The sequence below is a fragment of the Belnapia arida genome (assembly GCF_016773205.1).
Classification (GTDB): Bacteria; Pseudomonadota; Alphaproteobacteria; order Acetobacterales; family Acetobacteraceae; genus Belnapia; species Belnapia arida.
Map to the genome: position 1 here is coordinate 67,974 of NZ_JAETWB010000009.1, position 17,756 is coordinate 85,729.

17 protein-coding genes are annotated in these 17,756 nt (G+C 72.8%); 8 read left to right on the top strand and 9 right to left on the bottom strand.

Going from position 1 to position 17,756, the window contains the following annotated elements:
• Positions 1 to 44 precede the first annotated feature (44 nt).
• Positions 45 to 443 carry a response regulator gene (locus tag JMJ56_RS18070; protein ID WP_202833165.1) on the bottom strand — a complete coding sequence of 133 codons (399 nt, stop codon included), beginning with the start codon at positions 441 to 443 and terminating at the stop codon, positions 45 to 47.
• On the bottom strand, positions 404 to 1,402 hold the full coding sequence (locus JMJ56_RS18075) for a sensor histidine kinase (RefSeq protein WP_202833166.1): 999 nt from the start codon (positions 1,400 to 1,402) through the stop codon (positions 404 to 406). Before JMJ56_RS18075 ends, JMJ56_RS18070 begins: the two co-directional genes overlap by 40 nt.
• Before the next feature lie 117 nt (positions 1,403 to 1,519).
• Between JMJ56_RS18075 and JMJ56_RS18080 the strand changes: the two genes are divergently transcribed.
• A complete protein-coding gene (locus tag JMJ56_RS18080; protein ID WP_202833167.1) occupies positions 1,520 to 2,974 on the top strand; it encodes a sensor histidine kinase in 1,455 nt (484 codons plus the stop codon).
• On the opposite strand, the gene radC is transcribed toward JMJ56_RS18080, so the two are convergent.
• Positions 2,946 to 3,794 (bottom strand): RadC family protein, encoded by an 849-nt coding sequence (gene radC / locus JMJ56_RS18085; protein ID WP_407927928.1) that lies wholly within the window; start codon positions 3,792 to 3,794, stop codon positions 2,946 to 2,948. The two genes, JMJ56_RS18080 and radC, sit on opposite strands and share 29 nt — an antisense overlap.
• 131 nt (positions 3,795 to 3,925) lie before the next feature.
• On the opposite strand from radC, the gene JMJ56_RS18090 reads away from it, so the two are divergent.
• Positions 3,926 to 4,507: a TetR/AcrR family transcriptional regulator gene (locus tag JMJ56_RS18090; RefSeq protein ID WP_202833168.1), complete on the top strand. Its 582-nt coding sequence runs from the start codon at positions 3,926 to 3,928 to the stop codon at positions 4,505 to 4,507.
• A 38-nt stretch (positions 4,508 to 4,545) separates the two neighbouring features.
• Positions 4,546 to 5,322, top strand: coding sequence for a type I methionyl aminopeptidase (gene map / locus JMJ56_RS18095; RefSeq protein WP_202833169.1), 777 nt, complete (start codon positions 4,546 to 4,548; stop codon positions 5,320 to 5,322).
• On the opposite strand, the gene JMJ56_RS18100 is transcribed toward map, so the two are convergent.
• Together JMJ56_RS18100 and JMJ56_RS18105 are read right to left on the bottom strand one after the other, a co-directional pair.
• Positions 5,303 to 7,300, bottom strand: coding sequence for an HWE histidine kinase domain-containing protein (locus JMJ56_RS18100; protein ID WP_202833170.1), 1,998 nt, complete (start codon positions 7,298 to 7,300; stop codon positions 5,303 to 5,305). The genes map and JMJ56_RS18100 overlap by 20 nt on opposite strands.
• Positions 7,301 to 7,434: 134 nt before the next feature.
• Positions 7,435 to 8,910, bottom strand: coding sequence for an ATP-binding protein (locus JMJ56_RS18105; RefSeq protein ID WP_202833171.1), 1,476 nt, complete (start codon positions 8,908 to 8,910; stop codon positions 7,435 to 7,437).
• A 96-nt stretch (positions 8,911 to 9,006) separates the two neighbouring features.
• Here JMJ56_RS18105 and JMJ56_RS18110 point away from each other — a divergent pair, with 96 nt between their 5' ends.
• Positions 9,007 to 9,606: a hypothetical protein gene (locus JMJ56_RS18110; RefSeq protein WP_202833172.1), complete on the top strand. Its 600-nt coding sequence runs from the start codon at positions 9,007 to 9,009 to the stop codon at positions 9,604 to 9,606.
• 88 nt (positions 9,607 to 9,694) lie between these two features.
• Complete coding sequence (gene hemA, locus JMJ56_RS18115) at positions 9,695 to 10,933, top strand: 5-aminolevulinate synthase (protein ID WP_407927929.1); 1,239 nt, start codon at positions 9,695 to 9,697, stop codon at positions 10,931 to 10,933.
• On the opposite strand, the gene JMJ56_RS18120 is transcribed toward hemA, so the two are convergent.
• Positions 10,914 to 11,819, bottom strand: coding sequence for a hypothetical protein (locus JMJ56_RS18120; RefSeq protein ID WP_202833173.1), 906 nt, complete (start codon positions 11,817 to 11,819; stop codon positions 10,914 to 10,916). The genes hemA and JMJ56_RS18120 overlap by 20 nt on opposite strands.
• A 16-nt stretch (positions 11,820 to 11,835) precedes the next feature.
• Positions 11,836 to 12,906 (bottom strand): NAD(P)H-dependent flavin oxidoreductase, encoded by a 1,071-nt coding sequence (locus JMJ56_RS18125; protein WP_202833174.1) that lies wholly within the window; start codon positions 12,904 to 12,906, stop codon positions 11,836 to 11,838.
• A gap of 154 nt (positions 12,907 to 13,060) precedes the next feature.
• On the opposite strand from JMJ56_RS18125, the gene JMJ56_RS18130 reads away from it, so the two are divergent.
• On the top strand, positions 13,061 to 13,951 hold the full coding sequence (locus tag JMJ56_RS18130) for a LysR family transcriptional regulator (protein ID WP_202833175.1): 891 nt from the start codon (positions 13,061 to 13,063) through the stop codon (positions 13,949 to 13,951).
• 62 nt (positions 13,952 to 14,013) lie between these two features.
• Here JMJ56_RS18130 and JMJ56_RS18135 read toward each other — a convergent pair whose 3' ends face one another.
• Positions 14,014 to 14,892 (bottom strand): dienelactone hydrolase family protein, encoded by an 879-nt coding sequence (locus JMJ56_RS18135; protein ID WP_202833176.1) that lies wholly within the window; start codon positions 14,890 to 14,892, stop codon positions 14,014 to 14,016.
• Between the two features lie 2 nt (positions 14,893 to 14,894).
• Positions 14,895 to 15,782: a fumarylacetoacetate hydrolase family protein gene (locus tag JMJ56_RS18140; RefSeq protein WP_202833177.1), complete on the bottom strand. Its 888-nt coding sequence runs from the start codon at positions 15,780 to 15,782 to the stop codon at positions 14,895 to 14,897.
• A gap of 178 nt (positions 15,783 to 15,960) precedes the next feature.
• Between JMJ56_RS18140 and JMJ56_RS18145 the strand changes: the two genes are divergently transcribed.
• Positions 15,961 to 17,040: a glycosyl hydrolase family 8 gene (locus tag JMJ56_RS18145; protein ID WP_202833178.1), complete on the top strand. Its 1,080-nt coding sequence runs from the start codon at positions 15,961 to 15,963 to the stop codon at positions 17,038 to 17,040.
• 201 nt (positions 17,041 to 17,241) lie between these two features.
• The gene (locus tag JMJ56_RS18150) at positions 17,242 to 17,739 is read left to right on the top strand and encodes a hypothetical protein (RefSeq protein WP_202833179.1); all 498 of its coding nucleotides are present in this window, start codon (positions 17,242 to 17,244) and stop codon (positions 17,737 to 17,739) included.
• The last annotated feature ends 17 nt before the right edge of the window (positions 17,740 to 17,756 follow it).

Below are 17,756 nucleotides of genomic sequence, written 5' to 3' on the forward strand. Positions count from 1 at the left end.
CGAATGGCCGGGCCTGATCCGGCCATGCGGGCCCGATGCGTTTCTCAGCCCGGCCGCACCAGCGCCAGCACGCGCAGCAGCATGTCCGGATCGATCGGCTTCTGCAGGATGGCGAGCGGCCGCACCGCCTCGCAGCGGGCGCGGAAGGCAGGGTCGCCGGAGCCGGTGACGAAGAGGAAGGGCGGGCCGGAGCCGGCGCGCAGCCGCTCCGCCACATCGATGCCGGTCAGGGCGCCCGGCAGCTTCACGTCAAGGCTGACCACGTCGATCGCCCGGCCGCTGCTGAGGATCGCCAGCGCCTCCTCCGCCGTCGCCGCGGTGCCGGCGACGCTGTGGCCGGCATCCTCCAGCACCGCCACCAGGTAATCGGCGATGAGGAACTCGTCCTCCACGACCAGCACCTTCAGCCCGGCCTGGCCGGGTTCCGCACCGTGATCCGACATGACCTCCCGCCGCCTTCCCTGGGCCCGATATCAACCATGCCGCCGATCTGCTGGGCAAGCCGCTGCACCAGCCGGGCGCCGAGCCCCGTTCCGGCCTCCCGCGACTGCGGACCGGCACCGTTGTCGTCCACGTCCAGCATCTGCGCCCCGTCCGCCCCGGTACGGAAGCGGATGCTCACCGCCAGTGGCTCCGTCCCGGCCACCGCATGCTTCAGCGCATTGGTGAGCAATTCGTTGGCGATCAGCGCCAGCGGCACGGCGATGTCGACGGGCAGCATCACTGGCTGGAGGTCGAAGCGCGTGGCGATGCCGCGCCCGTCGAGCGCGGCGAGATCCTCCACGAGCTGGCGCAGGAAGGCGGCGAAATCGATCCGGCGGAAATCCCCGCCGCGATAGAGCCGCTCCTGCAACAGCGACAGCGACTGCACCCGCCGGCCGAGGTCGTCGAGCCGGCGCCGCGCCACCGGCTCCTCGATGCTGCGGGCGGTGAAGGCGATCAGCCCGACCACGAGCTGGAGGTTGTTGTGCAGCCGGTGATAGAGCTCCTGCGTCAGCAGGTCGCGGTTCTCCTCGAGGCCGCGGCGCGTCTCGGCGCGGGTGAGGGCAGCCCGCGCCGCCGCCGCCAGCCGGCGCAGCTGCTTCGGCGACTTCACCACATAGTCGTCGAAGCCGGCCTTGATGGCGCGCACCGCCACCTCCTCATCGCCGGTCCCGGTGAACATGATGGCGACGCAGCCCGGCCAGGCCGCGCGCACCTCCTCGAAGACGGCGAAGCCGTCGATCCAGTTGAGACTGAGATCGGAAATCAGCAGCTGCGGCCCCGGCGGCGTGGCGAGGGCGGCGTCGAGCCCGGCGCGGTCGCCGATCTCGGTGATGGTGCTCCCGTCGAACTCACGGCGCATGGCCCGGCTGGCCAGGCCGCGGAAGTCGGGGTCGTCATCGGCGATCAGGATGCGCATGGGTGTTCAACAGCAGCATGGCGTGGCGGATCGCTCCACCTCCATGACAAGGGGTGAATTCACCGGGAACCCGGCGCGGTGCCGGCCATTCCATGTCCTGTGCGGCAGGTGGATGGAATGCCTGAGGCAACAACGCAGCGGGGGCGGGGATGGCGCTCGCCGCGCGATCTCGGCGGCCTGGCCGGGGCCGCCGCAGCTGCCGCCTTCGTCCTTCTGGCGCTCGGCGGGCTGCTGCTGGTGCTCAACCTTGCCCGGCTGGCCGAGGCGCGCCGCTCGACCGAGGTCACGGTCGGGGTGCTCGACGCCACCCGCGCCGTGGTGGCCGACCTGCTCGACGCCGAGACGGGCCAGCGCGGCTTCCTCCTCATCGGCGAGGACAGCTATCTCGGCCCCTACCGCCAGGCGGTGGATCGCATCTGGGCCGATTTCGCCACCCTCGATGCATTGGTGATGCTGCCGGCGCAGCAGGCCCGGCTCGACGCCCTGCGTCCCCTGATCGAGGCCAAGCTCGCCGAGCTGTCAGAGACGGTCGCGCTTCGCCGGAACGCGGCCGAGGCGGCGCTCGCCGTGGTGCGGACCGACCGCGGGCGCGACCTGATGGACCGCATCCGCATCGGCTTCGGCACCTTCGAGGCCGAGGCGCGGCGCCTGCTGCGCGAGCGCACTGCGCTGCAGGACGAGCGCACGCGGATGACGACCTTCCTCGCCCTCGGCTGCGGCGCGCTGGCGCTGGCCTCGGCCGGGCTCAGCGCCCTTGGCATCCTCCGCCGGCGGGATGGGCGCCAGCTGGTCGAGCAGAACCAACGGCTGGAGCAGCAGGTGGAGGAGCGCACGGCGACGCTGGAGGAGGCGAATGACGAGCTGCGCTCCTTCGCGGCCACAATCTCGCACGACCTGCGCGCCCCGGCGCGGGCCATCGGCGGCTATGCCGCGGCGCTGGAGGAGGATGCCGGCCCCCGGCTCGACAAGGAGGAGCGCGACTACCTCGCCCGCATCGCCGGCGCCGCTGAGCGGATGGACGCGCTGATCGACGACATCCTCGGCTACAGCCGCCTGGCGCGGCAGGACATCACGCTGCGCCGGGTGCCGCTCGAGGAGGTGGTGGAGGCGGTGCTCGACCAATCCCGTGCCGAGCTGAAGGGCGCTCGCGTCGAAGTGCTGCGGCCGATGCCGGCGGTCAGCGGCCATGCCGGCGTGCTGGTTCAGGCGGTCGGCAACCTCCTCGGCAACGCGCTGAAATTCCGCCCCCCCGGCGAGCCGCCACAGGTGACGATCCGCTGCACGGAGGGGGAGGGCGGCCTCGTCCGCCTCTGGGTCGAGGACCGCGGCATCGGCATCGCGCCGGAGCACCAGGAGCGCATCTTCCGCCCCTTCGAGCGGCTGCACGGGCGGGAGGCCTTCGCCGGCACCGGCGTCGGCCTCGCCATCGTGCGGCGGGTGGCGGAGCGGCTGGGCGGACGCTGCGGCGTCGTCTCCGCCCCCGGCGAGGGCAGCCGCTTCTGGATCGACCTGCCGCGCTGGGCGGAGCCGGGCGAGGCCGCCGTCAGAGCAGCCCCTCCCGGCGGAAGCTGAGGTGCCGGCCGCGGCCGATGATGAGGTGGTCGTGCAGCGCGATGCCGAGCACGCCGACCGCCGCCTTCACCTCCGCCGTCATGGCGACATCCTCCCGCGAGGGCGTCGGGTCGCCCGAGGGGTGGTTGTGCACCAGGATCAGCGCCGTCGCATGCAGCTCCAGCGCGCGCTTCACCACCTCGCGCGGATAGACCGGCGTGTGGTTCACCGTGCCGCGCGCCTGCGCCTCGTCGGCGATCAGCCGGTTGCGGGTGTCGAGGAAGAGGATGCGGAACTGCTCGATCTTCTCCTCCGCCAGCACGGCGGTGAGGTAGCCGATCAGTCGTTCCCAGTTGTTCAGGATGGGCCGGTCCATCTCCTCGGCCCGCGCCAGGCGGAGGGAGGAGGCCTGCACCAGCTTCAGCGCCGCGACGCTGTGCGGGCCGAGGCCGCGCGTCGCCATCAGCTGGTCCTGCGGCGCGGCGAGCACGGCGCCGAAGCTGCCGAAGCGGTTGATGAGCGCCTTGGCCAGCGGCTTGGTGTCGCCCTTGGGCATGGCGAAGAAGAGCAGCATCTCCAGCAGCTCGTAATCGGCCAGCGCCTCCGCCCCGCGCTCCAGCAGCTTCTCCCGCATCCGCGCGCGGTGGCCATGCGGGCCGGTGCTGGGGAAGGCCAGCTCGGCCGGGATGCGGGTGGGGAAGGGCGCCTCCATCCGCTCGGGCGCCGGCGTCTCGGCGGCCGGCGCCCGGTCGAAGGCGACCGGCGCGACGCCCTCATGGAAACCGCGAGGCGACGGCGCCGCGTCATCGCCCCTGGTTTGCAGCCACTTCCTCAGCCACACCGCACCCCGCCTCCTGCCGGGTGGGGCGATCATGCCCATATCGATGCAAATGTAAAACGTTTATTCGGGACGATGAATGATGGTGCGGTAGCAAGTAGACGAGACATTCTAAAACGTGCATTCTAATTGGCATGGTCAGGACGGCGCGCTTCTCCGAGGACGACTTCATCGAGGCGACGATGGCGCAGGTCGCCGAGGGCGGCCCCCCCGCGGCCACGATGCAGGCCATCGCCCGACGGGTGGGAGCGCCCACGGGCTCGATCTACCATCGCTTCGAGTCGCGGGCAGCCATGCTTGGTGCCGCCTGGAACGCCGCCTACGCCTCCTTCACCGCGGCGCTGGCGCCGCTGCTGCGGGCGGGCCGTCCCCGCGACGCGGCGCTGGCCATCCTGCCCTGGGCCCGGGAGCACGAACGCCGCGCCCGCTTCCTGCTCCTGCACGAGCCCGTCGCCCTGTTCGAGGACACCCCGCCGCCGGCGCCGCTGCGGGCGGAGCTGGAGCGGCTGGAGGAGAGTTTCGACGACGCCTTCCGCGCCTGCGTCGCCACCCGCGGCGACGGCGCCCTCCGCGAGGAGGATCTGGCGCGGGCCAAATTCCTGATCTTCGACGCGCCGATCGCCATCCTCCGCCCCCATCTCATGCGCGGCGGCCCGTTGCCGCCCTTCGCGGAGCGGATGATCGCCGAGCTTCATGCCGGGATGCCCATCGGGTAAGGGCGCCCCCTTCCTTCCCCCAGGCCGACGGAGTGCCGATGGACGACCCCGCCCAGCGCCGCAGCATCAAGCTCCACGCCGCGGAGGATTTCGCCCCGATGCGGCGGGCGGGTCGGCTTGTCGCGGCCGCCCTCGACATGATCGCCGCCCACGTCCGGCCGGGCATCACCACGGCCGAGCTCGACCGCCTCTGCCATGAATTCGTGCTGGACCACGGGGCCAGGCCCGCCTCGCTGGGCTACAACGGCTATGCCCACGCGACCTGCATCTCGCTCAACCATGTCGTCTGCCACGGCATCCCCGGCGAGCGGCGGCTGGCGGAGGGCGACATCCTCAACATCGACCTGGCGGTGGTGCTCGACGGCTGGCATGGCGACAGCAGCCGCATGTACGGCGTCGGCAAGGTCGGCACCCGCGCCGCCCGCCTCATGGAGGTGGCGCGGGAGGCGATGATGTGCGGCATCGCGGCGATCCGCCCGGGTGCCACGGTCGGGGATATCGGCCATGCCATCCAGCGCCATGTGGAGGCGGAGCGCTTCAGCGTCGTCCGCGACTTTTGCGGCCACGGCCTGGGTCGCGTCTACCACGACGCGCCGAACATCCTGAACTACGGCCGCCGGGGCGAGGGGGCCCGGTTGCGCCCCGGCATGTTCCTGACCGTCGAGCCGATGGTGAATGCGGGACGGCCGGAGGTGAAGGTCCTGAGCGACGGCTGGACGGCCGTGACGCGGGACCGGAGCCTCTCCGCGCAATTCGAGCACAGCGTCGGCGTGACCGAGGCGGGATGCGAGATCTTCACCCTGTCGGAGGGCTGAAAGGCAATCTCCGCTCCGGCGCCTCCTCCGCCGCCAACACCCGCGCGGCCGGCAGCAGGATCTCGCAGCGCAGCCCCCCTGGCTCCCAGTGCTGCTCCACGCTGCCGCCGAGCTGCCGCGCCAGCGTCGCCTGGAGGACGCGCGTGCCGAAGCCGCTGTCCTGCGGCGGGGCCACGACCGGCGGCCCGCCGCTCTCCTGCCAGCTCATGTGCAGCCGCCCCGGCGGTCCGGCCAGGACCTCCCAGCGCAGCAGCAGCCGCCCTTCCGCCCGCGAGAGCGCGCCGTATTTGGTCGCATTGGTCGCCAGCTCGTGCACCGCCATGGCCAGCGCCTGCACTGCATTGGCGCCGATGGTGAGCGTTGCCCCCTCCAGCCGCACCTGCCCCCGGCTGCCGTCGAGGAAGGGGGCCAGCTCCCCGCGCAGCAGCGTGGCGAGATCGACGCCCTGCCACTGCGTCTGCGACAGCAGCGCCAGCGCCTGGGCGAGGGCGGTGATCCGCCCGTCGACCCGCTCGACATAGCTCGGCAGGTCGGGCGCCCGGGTCAGCCGCAGCGCCGCGCGGGCGGTGGCCAGCGCGTTCTTGGCGCGGTGATCGACCTCGCGCATCAGCAGGTCGCGCCGCATCTCGGCCTCCCGCTGCTCGGAGATGTCCTCCACCAGCACGACGACCCGGCCCGCCTCGCCCGGCAGGGGCGCGGAGGAGATGCGCACCGGCAGGCGCGAGCCGTCGGGCCGTTCGTATTCCTTCTCGTAGGGGCTCCACCAGCCGCGGGCGCGGGCCTCGGCGACGGCCTGCTCGTCGCGGACCAGGTGCTCCGGCGGGGTGACGCGCCGCCAGTCCCAGCTTCCGGCCTCAAATTCGGCCCGGCTGCCGCCGGTCATCTCCAGCAGCCGGTCGTTGCAGAGCAGCGTCTCGCCGGTGGCGAGGTCGAAGACCGACATGCCGACCGCCCGGCTTTCGAAGACGCCGCGGAACCGCGCCTCGGCCGCCTGCCTTGCCTCGGCCGCGGCGCGGGCGGCTGCCTCGCGGGCCAGCGCCGCCTCCGCCGCCTTCGCCGCCCGGGCCTGGCGCAGCGCCAGCCAGGCGCTGCCGAGCAGCGTCAGCGCCGCCGCCAGCGCCACCAGCCCATAGGCCCGCAGATTGGCCCGCCACCGCCCGAGCAGCGCGTCGGCGTCGGCGCCGAAGCTGACGTAGACCGGCCACCGCCCGATTCGGCGATAGGCGAAGATGCGGTCCTTCCCATCGAGGCTCGAGACATCACGGTCGAGCCCCCGCTCCGGCCGGCGCTCGATGGCGCGCAGCAGCGGGCTGCCCGGGGCAAGCCGGGTCGAGGCGTCGCGCCCCGGGTCGCGCGCGAGCAGGGCGCCATCCATGCGCGCCAGCAGCGCCGCGTGGGGAAAGGGCGGCGCCGCCTCGCGGAAGAAATGCGAGAAGTAGTCCGGGCTCAGCGAGACGTGGATGGTGCCGGGGAAGCGGCCGTCCGGCCCCCGCCGCCGGCGGCTGACCGCGAAGGAGGCGATGGTGGTCGCCCGGCCGCTGAAGGCGGCGCTGACATAGGTGCCGGCCTCCGCATTGTCGCGCTGGGCGGCGAAGAAATCGCGGTCCCGGATGCTGGTGCTGCGGTCCCAGCCCTGGCTGCCCGCCAGCACATAGCCCCGCGCATCCGCCACCCAGACCGAGACGATCTGGTCGAGCGGCTGCTTCACCGCGGCAAGGAAGGCGCTGACCTCCGGTCCGGCGATCCGCTCGTCGTCCATCCCCTCGATCCGGTCCTGCACCCGGTCGAGCAGCAGGTCGGCGGTGTCGAACACCTTGGCGACATGCTCATGCATGACTGCCGTGGTGCGCTCCACCGTCTCGGTGCCCTCGCGCAGCACCTCGCCGCGGTTCCACCAGGCGGCCACGCCGAAGACGGCGGCCGGCACCAGCACCGCGGCGATGAGGACGACCTGCTGGAAGCGCGTGGCGGACAGCATCGGGGCCGGTCGGGATCCTGCTGGCGGTGGGGTGTGGTCAGGCCAGCCGATTCTCCAACCGGCTCACGGTTTCGCGCGGGTTCGATGTGCCTGAGCGGCGGCGGCAAAGGCAATGGGCATTTTGCTGCCCGCGCTCACGCCACCGCTTCCTCCTCCGGGTGTCCCGGTGCCGTCTCCCAGCCGGGCCCGGCGATGGTGACGATGCGCCGGCCCGTCAGGTCCGGCCTGGTGACGATCGCCCCCCGCTCCTCGACGAAGGCCAGTGCCCGCCGCGCCCGGCTGGCCGAGCGGGTGCCATAGGCGCGCGCGATGGCGGCATCCGACGGGCAAGGGGCCCCCGCCAGCGCCGCCCGCGCCAGCAGCAGGAAGACGCCCTGGAGATCCTCCGGCAGCGGCGCCGCCCGCGCCATCGCTTCTGCCCAGTCCTCGCCCTCGGCCATCTCGGCGGGCACCCCGGCCTTGCCGACAGCCAGCAGCCGGCGGAAGGCCCCCATGTCGGGCAGCTTGCTGCCGATCTGCTCGATCCGGCACCGCACCAGGAAGTCCTGGTAGAGCACCGCGGCCGGGCGATAGCCGCTGTCCGGGTCGGCCAGCACCTGGCGCATCACCGCCTCCAGCCGCCTCTGCCGCTCGGCCTGCTGCTCGACGGAGGGCGGCGGCAGGGCAGGGGGCGGCGCCGGCCGCGCGGCGGCGAGCTGGGCGAGAATGTCCGGCGGCGGGGGAGGGGGCGCGCGGCGCGGCCGGGGCGCCTCGGCCGCCGGCGGCTGGAGGATCAGCGCCCGCGCATCCTCCAGCGGCTGGCTCGGCAGCGGCGTCAGCTTCGGCGCCGCGCCGCGTGATTCCGTCTCCACCGCGCCGATCCTGACCGGCAGCGGCCGCCGGGCCAGCGCCGGCCCGAGCGCCACGAAATGCCCCTGCCTGAGGTCGCGGAACATCTCCGCCTGCCGCTTCTCCATCCCGAGCAGGTCGGCGGCGCGCGTCATGTCGATGTCGAGGAAGGTGCGCCCCATCAGGAAATTGCTGGCCTCGGCGGCCACGTTCTTGGCGAGCTTCGCCAGCCGCTGCGTGGCGATGATCCCGGCCAGCCCCCGCTTCCGCCCGCGGCACATCAGGTTGGTCATGGCACCGAGCGAGACCTTCCGCGCCTCGTCCGCCACCTCGCCGGCCGCCATCGGGGCGAAGAGCTGCGCCTCGTCCACCACCACCAGCATCGGCGTCCAATGCGCCCGCTCGGCATCGAACAGCCCGCCGAGGAAGGCCGCGGCCCGGCGCATCTGCCCCTCGGTATCGAGCCCCTCGAGGTTGAGGATGACGGAGACCCGGTGCTGGCGGATGCGCTCCGCCGCCAGCTGCAACCCGGCCTCGGAATGCCCCGCCGCATCGATCACGAGATGGCCGAAGCGGTCGGCGAGCGTGACGAAATCCCCCTCCGGGTCGATCACCGCCTGCTGCACCCAAGGCGCGCTGCCCTCCAGCAGCCGGCGCAGCAGGTGGGACTTGCCCGAGCCGGAATTGCCCTGGACCAGCAGGCGGGTGGCCAGCAGCTCCTCGAGGTCCATCAGGGCGGGGGCGCCGGCTTCCGTCTGGCCGAGATCGATGCGGACCGTCATGGGGCGGTGGTAGCGCAGCGGCGCGCTTCCATAAACAGGGTCTTCATTCTTCCGCTGGCATGATCCGCCCGGGTTCAGGGCCGGGAGAGGTGGGCGATGCAGGTTGGAACCGCCGGGGAGGTGCTGGCGCTCCGCGCCGAGATGGGCGGCATGTTCTCCGAGCTGCGCGCCTTCGTCGACCGCCGCATCGCCGAGCTGAGCGCCGAGGTCCATGCCACGGTCCAGCTCGTCGACTTTTCGGAGGAGAACCTCTCGGGCCAGCTCGGCCGCATCCACGAGCAGATCGCGACGCTGATCGCTATCCCCGCCGCCACCACCCGCAACAGCGGCGTGGAGCTGGAGGCGGTGGTCCAGGCGACGGAGGCTGCCGCCAACACCATCATGGAGGCCGCCGAGGCCATCCAGGACTGGCTCACCAGCGACCGCAAGGACGAGGCCTCGCTCCGCCTGGTCTCGGAGAAGGTCAGCTCCATCTTCGAGGCCTGCTCCTTCCAGGACGTCACCGGCCAGCGCATCCGCCGCGCCATCCAGCACCTCCAGCAGGTCGAGCAGATGCTGGAGGGGATGATCCCAGGCACCGCCGCCCCGGTCGAGACGGTCGAGGTGAAGGCAGTGAGGCACACGGTCGCCGAGCCGGAATCCGCCGGCCCCGACCTCGCCCAGACCGAGATCGACCGCCTGCTAAACGATTTCTGACGGCGGGGCCCGCTCCATGAATGGCAGGGTTGCGCAGGATCAATTGGCATTTGCCGCCGATGCGGACATATGGCGGAACACACCGCCGATGCCGGACCCGATGCACACGCGCCAAGCTTTCCTCGCCCATTGCCAGGCCCATCTCGGCGAGCTGCGCCGCGAGGGGCGGTACCGCGAATTCGCCCATCTGGAGAAATTGTCCGGGCGATTCCCGCTCTACCGCTGGCACGCGCCGCAAGGGGTCCGGGAGGTCACCGTCTGGTCCTCCAACGACTATCTCGGCATGGGGGCGCATCCGCAGGTGCTCGCCGCCGCCACCCGGGCGGTCGAGGAGCATGGCGCAGGCGCCGGGGGCACCCGCAACATCTCCGGCACCTCGCCCCTGCATGTGGCGCTGGAGGCGGAGCTCGCCTCGCTGCACGGCAAGGGGGCCGCGCTGCTCTTCGGCAGCGGCTACATCGCCAACCAGGCCGGCATCGCCGCGGTGCTGGAGGCGCTGCCCGGCTTCATCGTCTTCTCCGACGCCAAGAACCACGCCTCGATGATCGCCGGGATGCGCGGCGCCAAGGGCGCCGGGCGCGTCATCTGGCGCCACAACGACCTCGCCGACCTGGAGGCCAAGCTGGCCGCCGCGCCCCCTGGCGCGCCGAAGCTGATCGCCTTCGAGAGCGTCTATTCCATGGATGGCGACATCGCCCCGATCGGCGCCATCTGCGACCTGGCCGAACGCTACGGCGCCATGACCTATCTCGACGAGGTCCATGCCGTCGGCCTCTATGGCGCGACCGGCGGCGGCATCTCGGAGCGGGACGGCGTGGCCCATCGCGTCGACCTGATCGAGGGCACGCTGGCCAAGGGCTTCGGCGTCTTCGGCGGCTATCTCGCCGGCGATGCCGCCATGGTGGACTACATCCGCAGCACGGCGGGCGGGCTGATCTTCACGACGGCCCTGCCACCCGCCGTCGCCGCCGCCGCGCTGGCGAGCGTCCGCCTGCTGAAGCGCGACGAGGCCCGGCGCGCGGCGCTGGCCGAGCGCGCCACGGCGCTCAAATCCGCCCTCGATGCCGCTGGCCTGCCGCGCATCCCGGGGCCGAGCCACATCGTCCCCGTCTGGGTCGGCGAGGCGGAGCTCTGCCGCCAGGTCGCGCGCCGCCTGCTCGAGGAGCACGCCATCTACGCCACGCCGATCAACTACCCCACCGTCCCGCGCGGCACCGAGCGCCTCCGCCTCTGCGCCACGCCCTTCCACACCGATGCGATGATGGCGGCGCTGGTCACCGCGCTCCGCGCCGTGCTGCCGACCGGGCTCAGGCAGGCGGCGGAATAACCGCCGCAGGCGCGGCCGCCCGGCCGAGGAACGCCGGCCCCTCCACCTCCGCCGCGGTGATGCCGCGGTCGAGGTCGAGCCCGGTCAGCCGCCAGTCATGCACGGCGAGCGGGAGCGGCCGCAGCAGCCGCTCATGGAACCGCGTCGGCCAGCGCACGCCCTGCCGCTCCACATGCCCCCAGGCATCCACCTCGGCCACGGCGCCGCGCGTGCCCTCCATCCCTTCCAGCCCGAAGCGCACCCGCCGCATCAGCCGCTCCTCCCGGTCGAGGAAGAGGGCGATGCGCTCCGCCCCGGAGAAGCCGAGGCCGGGGATCATCCGTCCGCGCAGCACCGCGCAGGACCAGCGCCGCCCGCCGACCGTCACCGCCTCGTCCTCGTCGCGCCCGAGGATGGCCATGCGCGGCGCGCCCCAACCACCCGCCAGCAGCATCGGCCCGAGCAGAAAGAGCGCGTAGCCATCCGCCACCAGCGCGGCGGCGGCGCGGCGCTCCGCATCCTCCGCCGGCTCGCCGTTGAACCAGACGCGCACTTCGCCCGTCGCCCCGTCGCTGGAGCGCCGCACGACCTGCTTCCGCCCCGCCGGCCCCGCATGGGCCTGGGCGACGATACCCTCCCGCGGCAGCAGCCGCTCCTCGGAGGTGCCGCGGAAGCCCGGGTCGACCAGGGCCGGCTGCAACCGGCCGATGATGGGTGCCCAGTCCCCGGCATAGCTGACGCTCACGTCGCGGATGCGCCGGAAGGCCTCCAGCCCATGCGCCGCGGCGCTCTCCTCCAGCAGGGCAAGCGCCTCCGGCGTGCTGGCCGCGATCGGAGCCTCGGGCAGGGGCGAGGCGCAGGCGGCCAGCGCGAGGGGGGCGAGCAGCGTGGTGCGGCGGGTCTGCATGCCGTGAAGCATAACTTCAGGCGAGCAGCCGCCGCGCCCCCTCCCAGACCGACCGGGCGATCTCTCCCGCCGGCTCGGCCCGCGCCAGCCCAGCCGCCTGCCCGGCCCAGGCCTGGATGCGCCCGATCTCCCCCGCCTTGGTCCCCCGCTCCCGCATCGCCCCGGTGAGCCCGCGCTGCACCGGGTAGGGGGCAGGCGGCGGCGCATCCGGCGCCGTCGCCGCCTCGACATAGGCGGTGGCCAGGCTCCGCCCCGCCCGCCCGCTGAAGACGCGGCTGACCCGCGTGCCCTCCGGCGCCGCCCCACCGAGCGCCTCCGCCCAGGCCGGGGCGATCCCCGCCTCCGGCGTGCGGAGGAAGCCGGTGCCGATCTGTGCCGCCGAGGCGCCGAGGGCGAGCGCTGCCGCCACCCCGCGCGCATCGGCGATGCCGCCAGTCGCCACGACGGGAAGGCGCACCGCATCCACCACGGCCGGGACGAGCGCCATCAGCCCCACCATCTCCGCCTCCGCTCGTGCCGCATCGAACCGGCCGCGATGCCCTCCGGCCTCCGCCCCCTGCGCCACCAGGATATCGGCCCCCGCCGCCTCCGCCGCGCGGGCTTCGGCCACGGTCGAGACGGTGGCCATCCAGGTGATGCCGCGTGCCTTCAGGCGCTCGACGAAAGCGGCGGGGAAGAGCCCCATGATGGAGGAAACGGCTGCGGGCGCCGCCTGCAGCAACGCCTCGCATTGCTCGTCGAAGTCGGGCGTGGTGGCGTCGCCTGCCTCGGGCGGCACCTCCGGCCCCCAGGTGCCGAGGACACGCCGCACCGCCGCCTCGCGCGCCGCGTCGCGGACGGGCGGCGGATCGGGAATCCAGAGGTTCAGGCTGAATGGCCCGTTGGCCGCGCCGCGCACCTCGGCGGCCCAGGCGAGGATCGCCGGCGGCGGCATCAGCAGCGCCCCGCAGGCCCCCATGCCGCCGGCATTGGCGACGGCGATGGAGAGGGCGGGCGGGCAGGCCCCGGCCATCGGGGCGAGCAGGATCGGCAGGCGCAGGCCGAAGCGGTCGCAGAAGGCAGCACTGCGGGCGAGGGCCGAGGTCATGGTGGTTTCCTCCGGGACATGTGCCCCAAGGGTTCCGTCGCCGATGCTTCGGCGCAAGCGATGATAGCCGATCGCCGCCATCGCTCCGGCAGATGGCTGCTTGCCTGTCCCGCGTGGGGGCGGCTTACTGGCAGGGCAAGGGGAGCGCACCGCCATGGATGCGGCCGATCTGCGGATCTTCGAGGCGGTGGCGCGGCTCGGCAGCATGAGCCGGGCGGCGCTGGCGCTGAACACGGTGCAGTCCAACGTCACCGCCCATATCCGCCAGATGGAGGCGCGGCTCGGCCTGGCGCTGTTCGAGCGTGGCGGGCGCGGCGTGCGGCTCACGGCGGCCGGGGCGCGGCTGCTGCCCCAGGCCGGGCGGGTGCTGCGCGCGCTGGAGGATGCCCGCCGCGCCGTGCTGGATGACGGGACGCCGCGCGGGCCGCTCTGCCTCGGCGCGCTGGAGACGACGACCGCGATCCGCCTCGGCCCTGCGCTGCATGACTTCGTCACCGCCCATCCGGCGGTGGACCTCACCCTCCGCACCGGCACGACGGCGGAGCTGCTGGAGCGGGTGCTGGCGCAGGAGGTGGAAGGCGCCTTCCTGTGCGGCCCGGTGGCGCATCCGGCGCTGGAGGTGGAGCCGGTCTGGAAGGAGGAGCTGGTGCTGCTCGCCGCGCCGGGGACGCGGCCGCTGGCACGGCTGCTGGCGGGGGAGGGGGATGTCCGCATCATCGTGCTGCGCGCCGGCTGCTCCTACCGGCAGAGGCTTGAGGATGTGCTGGCGCGGCGCGGCATCCCGGCGCCGCGGCTGCTGGAGTTCGGCACGCTGGAGGCGATCTTCGCAAGCGTCGCGGCCGGGCTCGGCATCACCCTGCTGCCGCGGGCGCTGGTCGGGCCGGCGGTGAAGCCCGGGCGGCTCTCGGTGGAGGCGCTGCCGCGTGGCGAGGGGGAGGTGGAGACGGTCTTCGCCCGCCGCCGCGACTGCTACGCCTCGGGTGCGCTGCGCGCGTTTTTGGAGATCATGCGCCGGACGGAGGCACAGGCCGTGGAAGCGGCTTAACTCAAGGTTCCAAGGGCCTTGCGGCCCCTGGTGGGAGGAGCTTGAGGAGGGCGACGCCCTCCTCAACCAACCCCATGCGCCTTGAACCACGCCAACATCCGCGCCCACCCGTCCTTCGCCACATCCTCGCGGTAGCTTGGCCGGTAGTCGGCGTTGAAGCCGTGCGGCGCCTCCGGATAGACGCGGAGCTCGACGGTCTTCCCCGCCGCCCGCGCCTTCGCCGCCGCCGCCTCGACATCGGCGACCGGGATGCCGGTATCCGCGCCGCCATAGAGGCCGAGCAGCGGCGCCTTCAACTCCGCCGCCACATCGGCCGCGGTGCGCGGCTGGATCGGCGTCGTCGCCCCGCCCACCGGCCCGTACCAGGCGACGGCCGCCTTCACCGCCGGGTTATGCGCCGCGTAGAGCCAGGTGTTCCGCCCGCCGCGGCAGAAGCCGGTGACGCCGAGCGGCGCCGGGTCGCCAAGGCTGCCCTCGATGCCCGTGGTGCTGGCCCAGGCCGCCGCGCTGTCGAGATCGGCGAGCATCTGAGCGTCCGGCGCCTTGCTGATGACGTCGCGGATGATCGCCCCGACATCGGTCATGGTGGAGAGGTCGCCGATCCGCGCATAGAGCTCCGGCGCCACGGCGAGGTACCCGGCCTTGGCCAGCCGCCGGCAGAGATCCTTGATGTGCTCGTGGACGCCGAAGATCTCCTCGATCACCAGCACCACCGGGTAGCGCCCGGGCGCCGCCGGCGCCGCGGCATAGCCGGGCAGCGTGCCGCCTGTCGCCGGGATGCGCACCTCGCCCGCATGCAGCCCGGCGCTGTCGGTGTGGATGGCCGCCGCCTCCGCCGCCCCCGGCACGGCCAGGGTGAACCCCGCCATCAGCGAGGTCATGACGAAGGCGCGTCGTGGCGGCTGGAGGACGAGCCCGTCGAGGCCGAGCAGCGCGGACATGCTCAATGCTCCGCCACGGTGTTGGTAAGCGAGCCGATTCCGTCGATCTCGCAGCGGATGACATCGCCCGGCTTCAGCGTGCGCGGCGGCTGCATGGCATAGCCGACGCCCTCCGGCGTGCCGGTGATGATCACGTCGCCCGGCCGCAGGGTGAAGCCGAGCGAGAGCTGATGGATGATCTCCTTCACGTCGAAGATCATCTTCGAGGTATGGCTGTCCTGCCGCTTCTCACCGTTGACGAAGCAGCGGATGCCGGTGTTGAGCGCATCCAGCTCCTCCGCCGGGACGATCCAGGGGCCGAGCGGGCAGGAGCGGTCGAGCGACTTGCCCTTGAACCACTGGCCGTAGCGGCGCTGCAATTCGCGCCCCGTCACATCGTTGCCAATGCTCCAGCCGAAGACGTGGGAGAGCGCGTCCTCGCGGCTGATGTTCGCCCCCTCGCGGCCGATGATGCAGGCCAGCTCCACCTCGTAGTCCAGCCATTCGGTGATGCCGGTATGGGCCGGCACCTGCTCGTCCGGCCCGATCACCGTATCCGGCGCCTTGGTGAAGAATTGCGGGAATTTCGGTAGCTCGGACTGGGTGATGCCGCGGGTGCGGTCGCCCTCGGCCACATGGTCCATGTAGTTGCGGCCGACGCAGAAGACGTTGCGCCGCGGCCGGGGGATGGGGGCGAGCAGCCTGTAGCTGCCAGCCGGCAGCACCGCGGCCGGGGTAGGGGTGGCGGCCAGGGCGCGCACGGCCGTCAGCGCCTCCGGCCCGGCCTCGATCAGCGCCAGCATGTCAGCAGGCACGGTGCCGGCCGCGGCCAGGTCGAGGATGCGGCCATCCTCCAGCACGGCGCCGAGGCGCGGTCCCTTCGAGTCGGAGAAGGTGGCAAGCTTGGTCATGGACGGCGTCCCTGAAGGTCGGGGCGGAAGGGGAGCCCGCGGGCGCGGCCGTGGCAAGCCCCCTGGGGATAAAGCGCGTCCCGTTGCATTCACGGAGAGTTCAGCAACCCCTGGTAGCCTTACACGAGGGCTGCCGGTAATATCCGGAGCGCCATAACCCCTGTCCGAGAGCTGGCCGGTGCCGATTCCATCCCAGCCCTCCGCCTCCGTCATAGGCCCCGGGCCGAGCCGGCGCGGCATCCTGACCGGCCTTGCCGCCCTCGCCGTTGCCGGGCCTGCCCGCGCGATGGAGGCTCCGGCCGCCTTCCGCACCGAATGGTTCCGCTTCCAGTCTCGTTTCCTGGTACCCGAAGGGCGGGTGATCGACACCGGCAATGGCGGCGTCTCGCATTCCGAAGGTCAGGGCTGGGGGCTGCTCTTCGCCCTCGCCGCGGATGACCAGCCGGGCTTCGAGCGTATCTTCGACTGGACGCGCCGGGTGCTCCGGCGGCCGGGCGACAACCTGCATGCCTGGCGCTTCCGGCCCGATGCGGCGCTGCCGGTCGATGATCCGAACAATGCAACGGATGGCGACCTCTGCATCGCCTGGGCGCTGCTCGAGGCCGGCGCGCGCTGGAGCAGGCCGGACTACACCCTGGTCGGCACCGCGATCGCGCGGGACATCCTGCGGCTGCTGGTCCGCCGGGTCGGCGCCTACAGCGTGCTGTTGCCGGGCGCGCAGGGCTTCGAACTGGCCAACGGCGCCGTCATCAACCCATCCTACTATGTCTTTCCGGCTTTCGGGGCCCTGGCGCGGGCGGTGCCCGACCCGGCCTGGGTGCGGGTGGCGGCCGACGGGCTGGTGCTGCTGCGCGCCTGCCGCTTCGGCCGCTGGGGGCTGCCGCCGGACTGGGCAGTGCTCGGCCGGACGGATGGCGGGCTGACCCTGCCGGCAAACTGGCCACCGCGCTTCTCCTTCGATGCGGTGCGGGTGCCGCTCTACCTGTCCTGGGCGGGGCTCGGGGGCGAGCCGGCCCTGGAGCGCGTTCGTAATTTCTGGACCGATCCCGCGCATCTGGCCATGCCGGCCTGGGCGGACCTGACCACCGATGCCGTCGCACCCTATGCGGCTTCGCCGGGCGTCATGGCCGTCGCCCGCCTCGCCGGGGCGCAGCGGCCGGCCGGACCGGTGGCGCAGCGGGCCGCATCCTCGGTTGGCGATGCGCCGGATTATTATTCCGCAGCCCTCAGCATGCTGGCGCGCATGGCAAGCCGGTAACCCTGCGTCAATCTTGATACTCCGGCTAAAATCCTATTCCGTTTTGGCTCGCATCACGGCATGTTGTACCCTTCATGAGGGAACAATTGCGAGATGTCACGGGACTCCGATGTTGCGCGGGTAGCGGCAGCCTTGAAGTCTCCCGGACTTCGCTACCGGAGCTTCGGGAATGAGCCGGTGCGTGGCGTGGCGTCTCAATCCGTGAACAATGCTTCGGATTCGTTCCCGCTGATCGACGCCGCCATGGAGGCCGCGGCGGCGGAGGCCCAGCCCCCGCCAGCGGCCGAGCTGCACGCCTCGGTGCCGCCGCCGAGCTTCATCCCGTTGCCGGCCGATTTCGCCAGCCGGCCCCCACCCGGTCCGGTTGATCTCAGCTACCCGCTGGCCGCGCCCGCCCGGCCGGCCGCGCCGCCGCCCGCCTCGCCGCCCACCGCCGAACTCCCATACCGGCCGCTGCCGGCCCCGGCAGAGTCGCCGCCGGCGCCCTGCGGCACCCTCGCTGCCCTGCTGAACGGCGTGGCGCAGAGCGCCTCCCGGCCGAGCTGGCCCGCGCCGATGCCGCAGGCCGGCCTGCTGCCCGCCGGCATGGTCACCCTCCCGCTCGCCGAGGTGATGCGCCTCGTCGGCGGCACGATGCCCGACCCGGCCTCGCCCTTCGCCGCCTTCCGCATCGCCGGCGGGCCGTCCGGCGCACGGTAGCCAGGACCCAAGGGGAA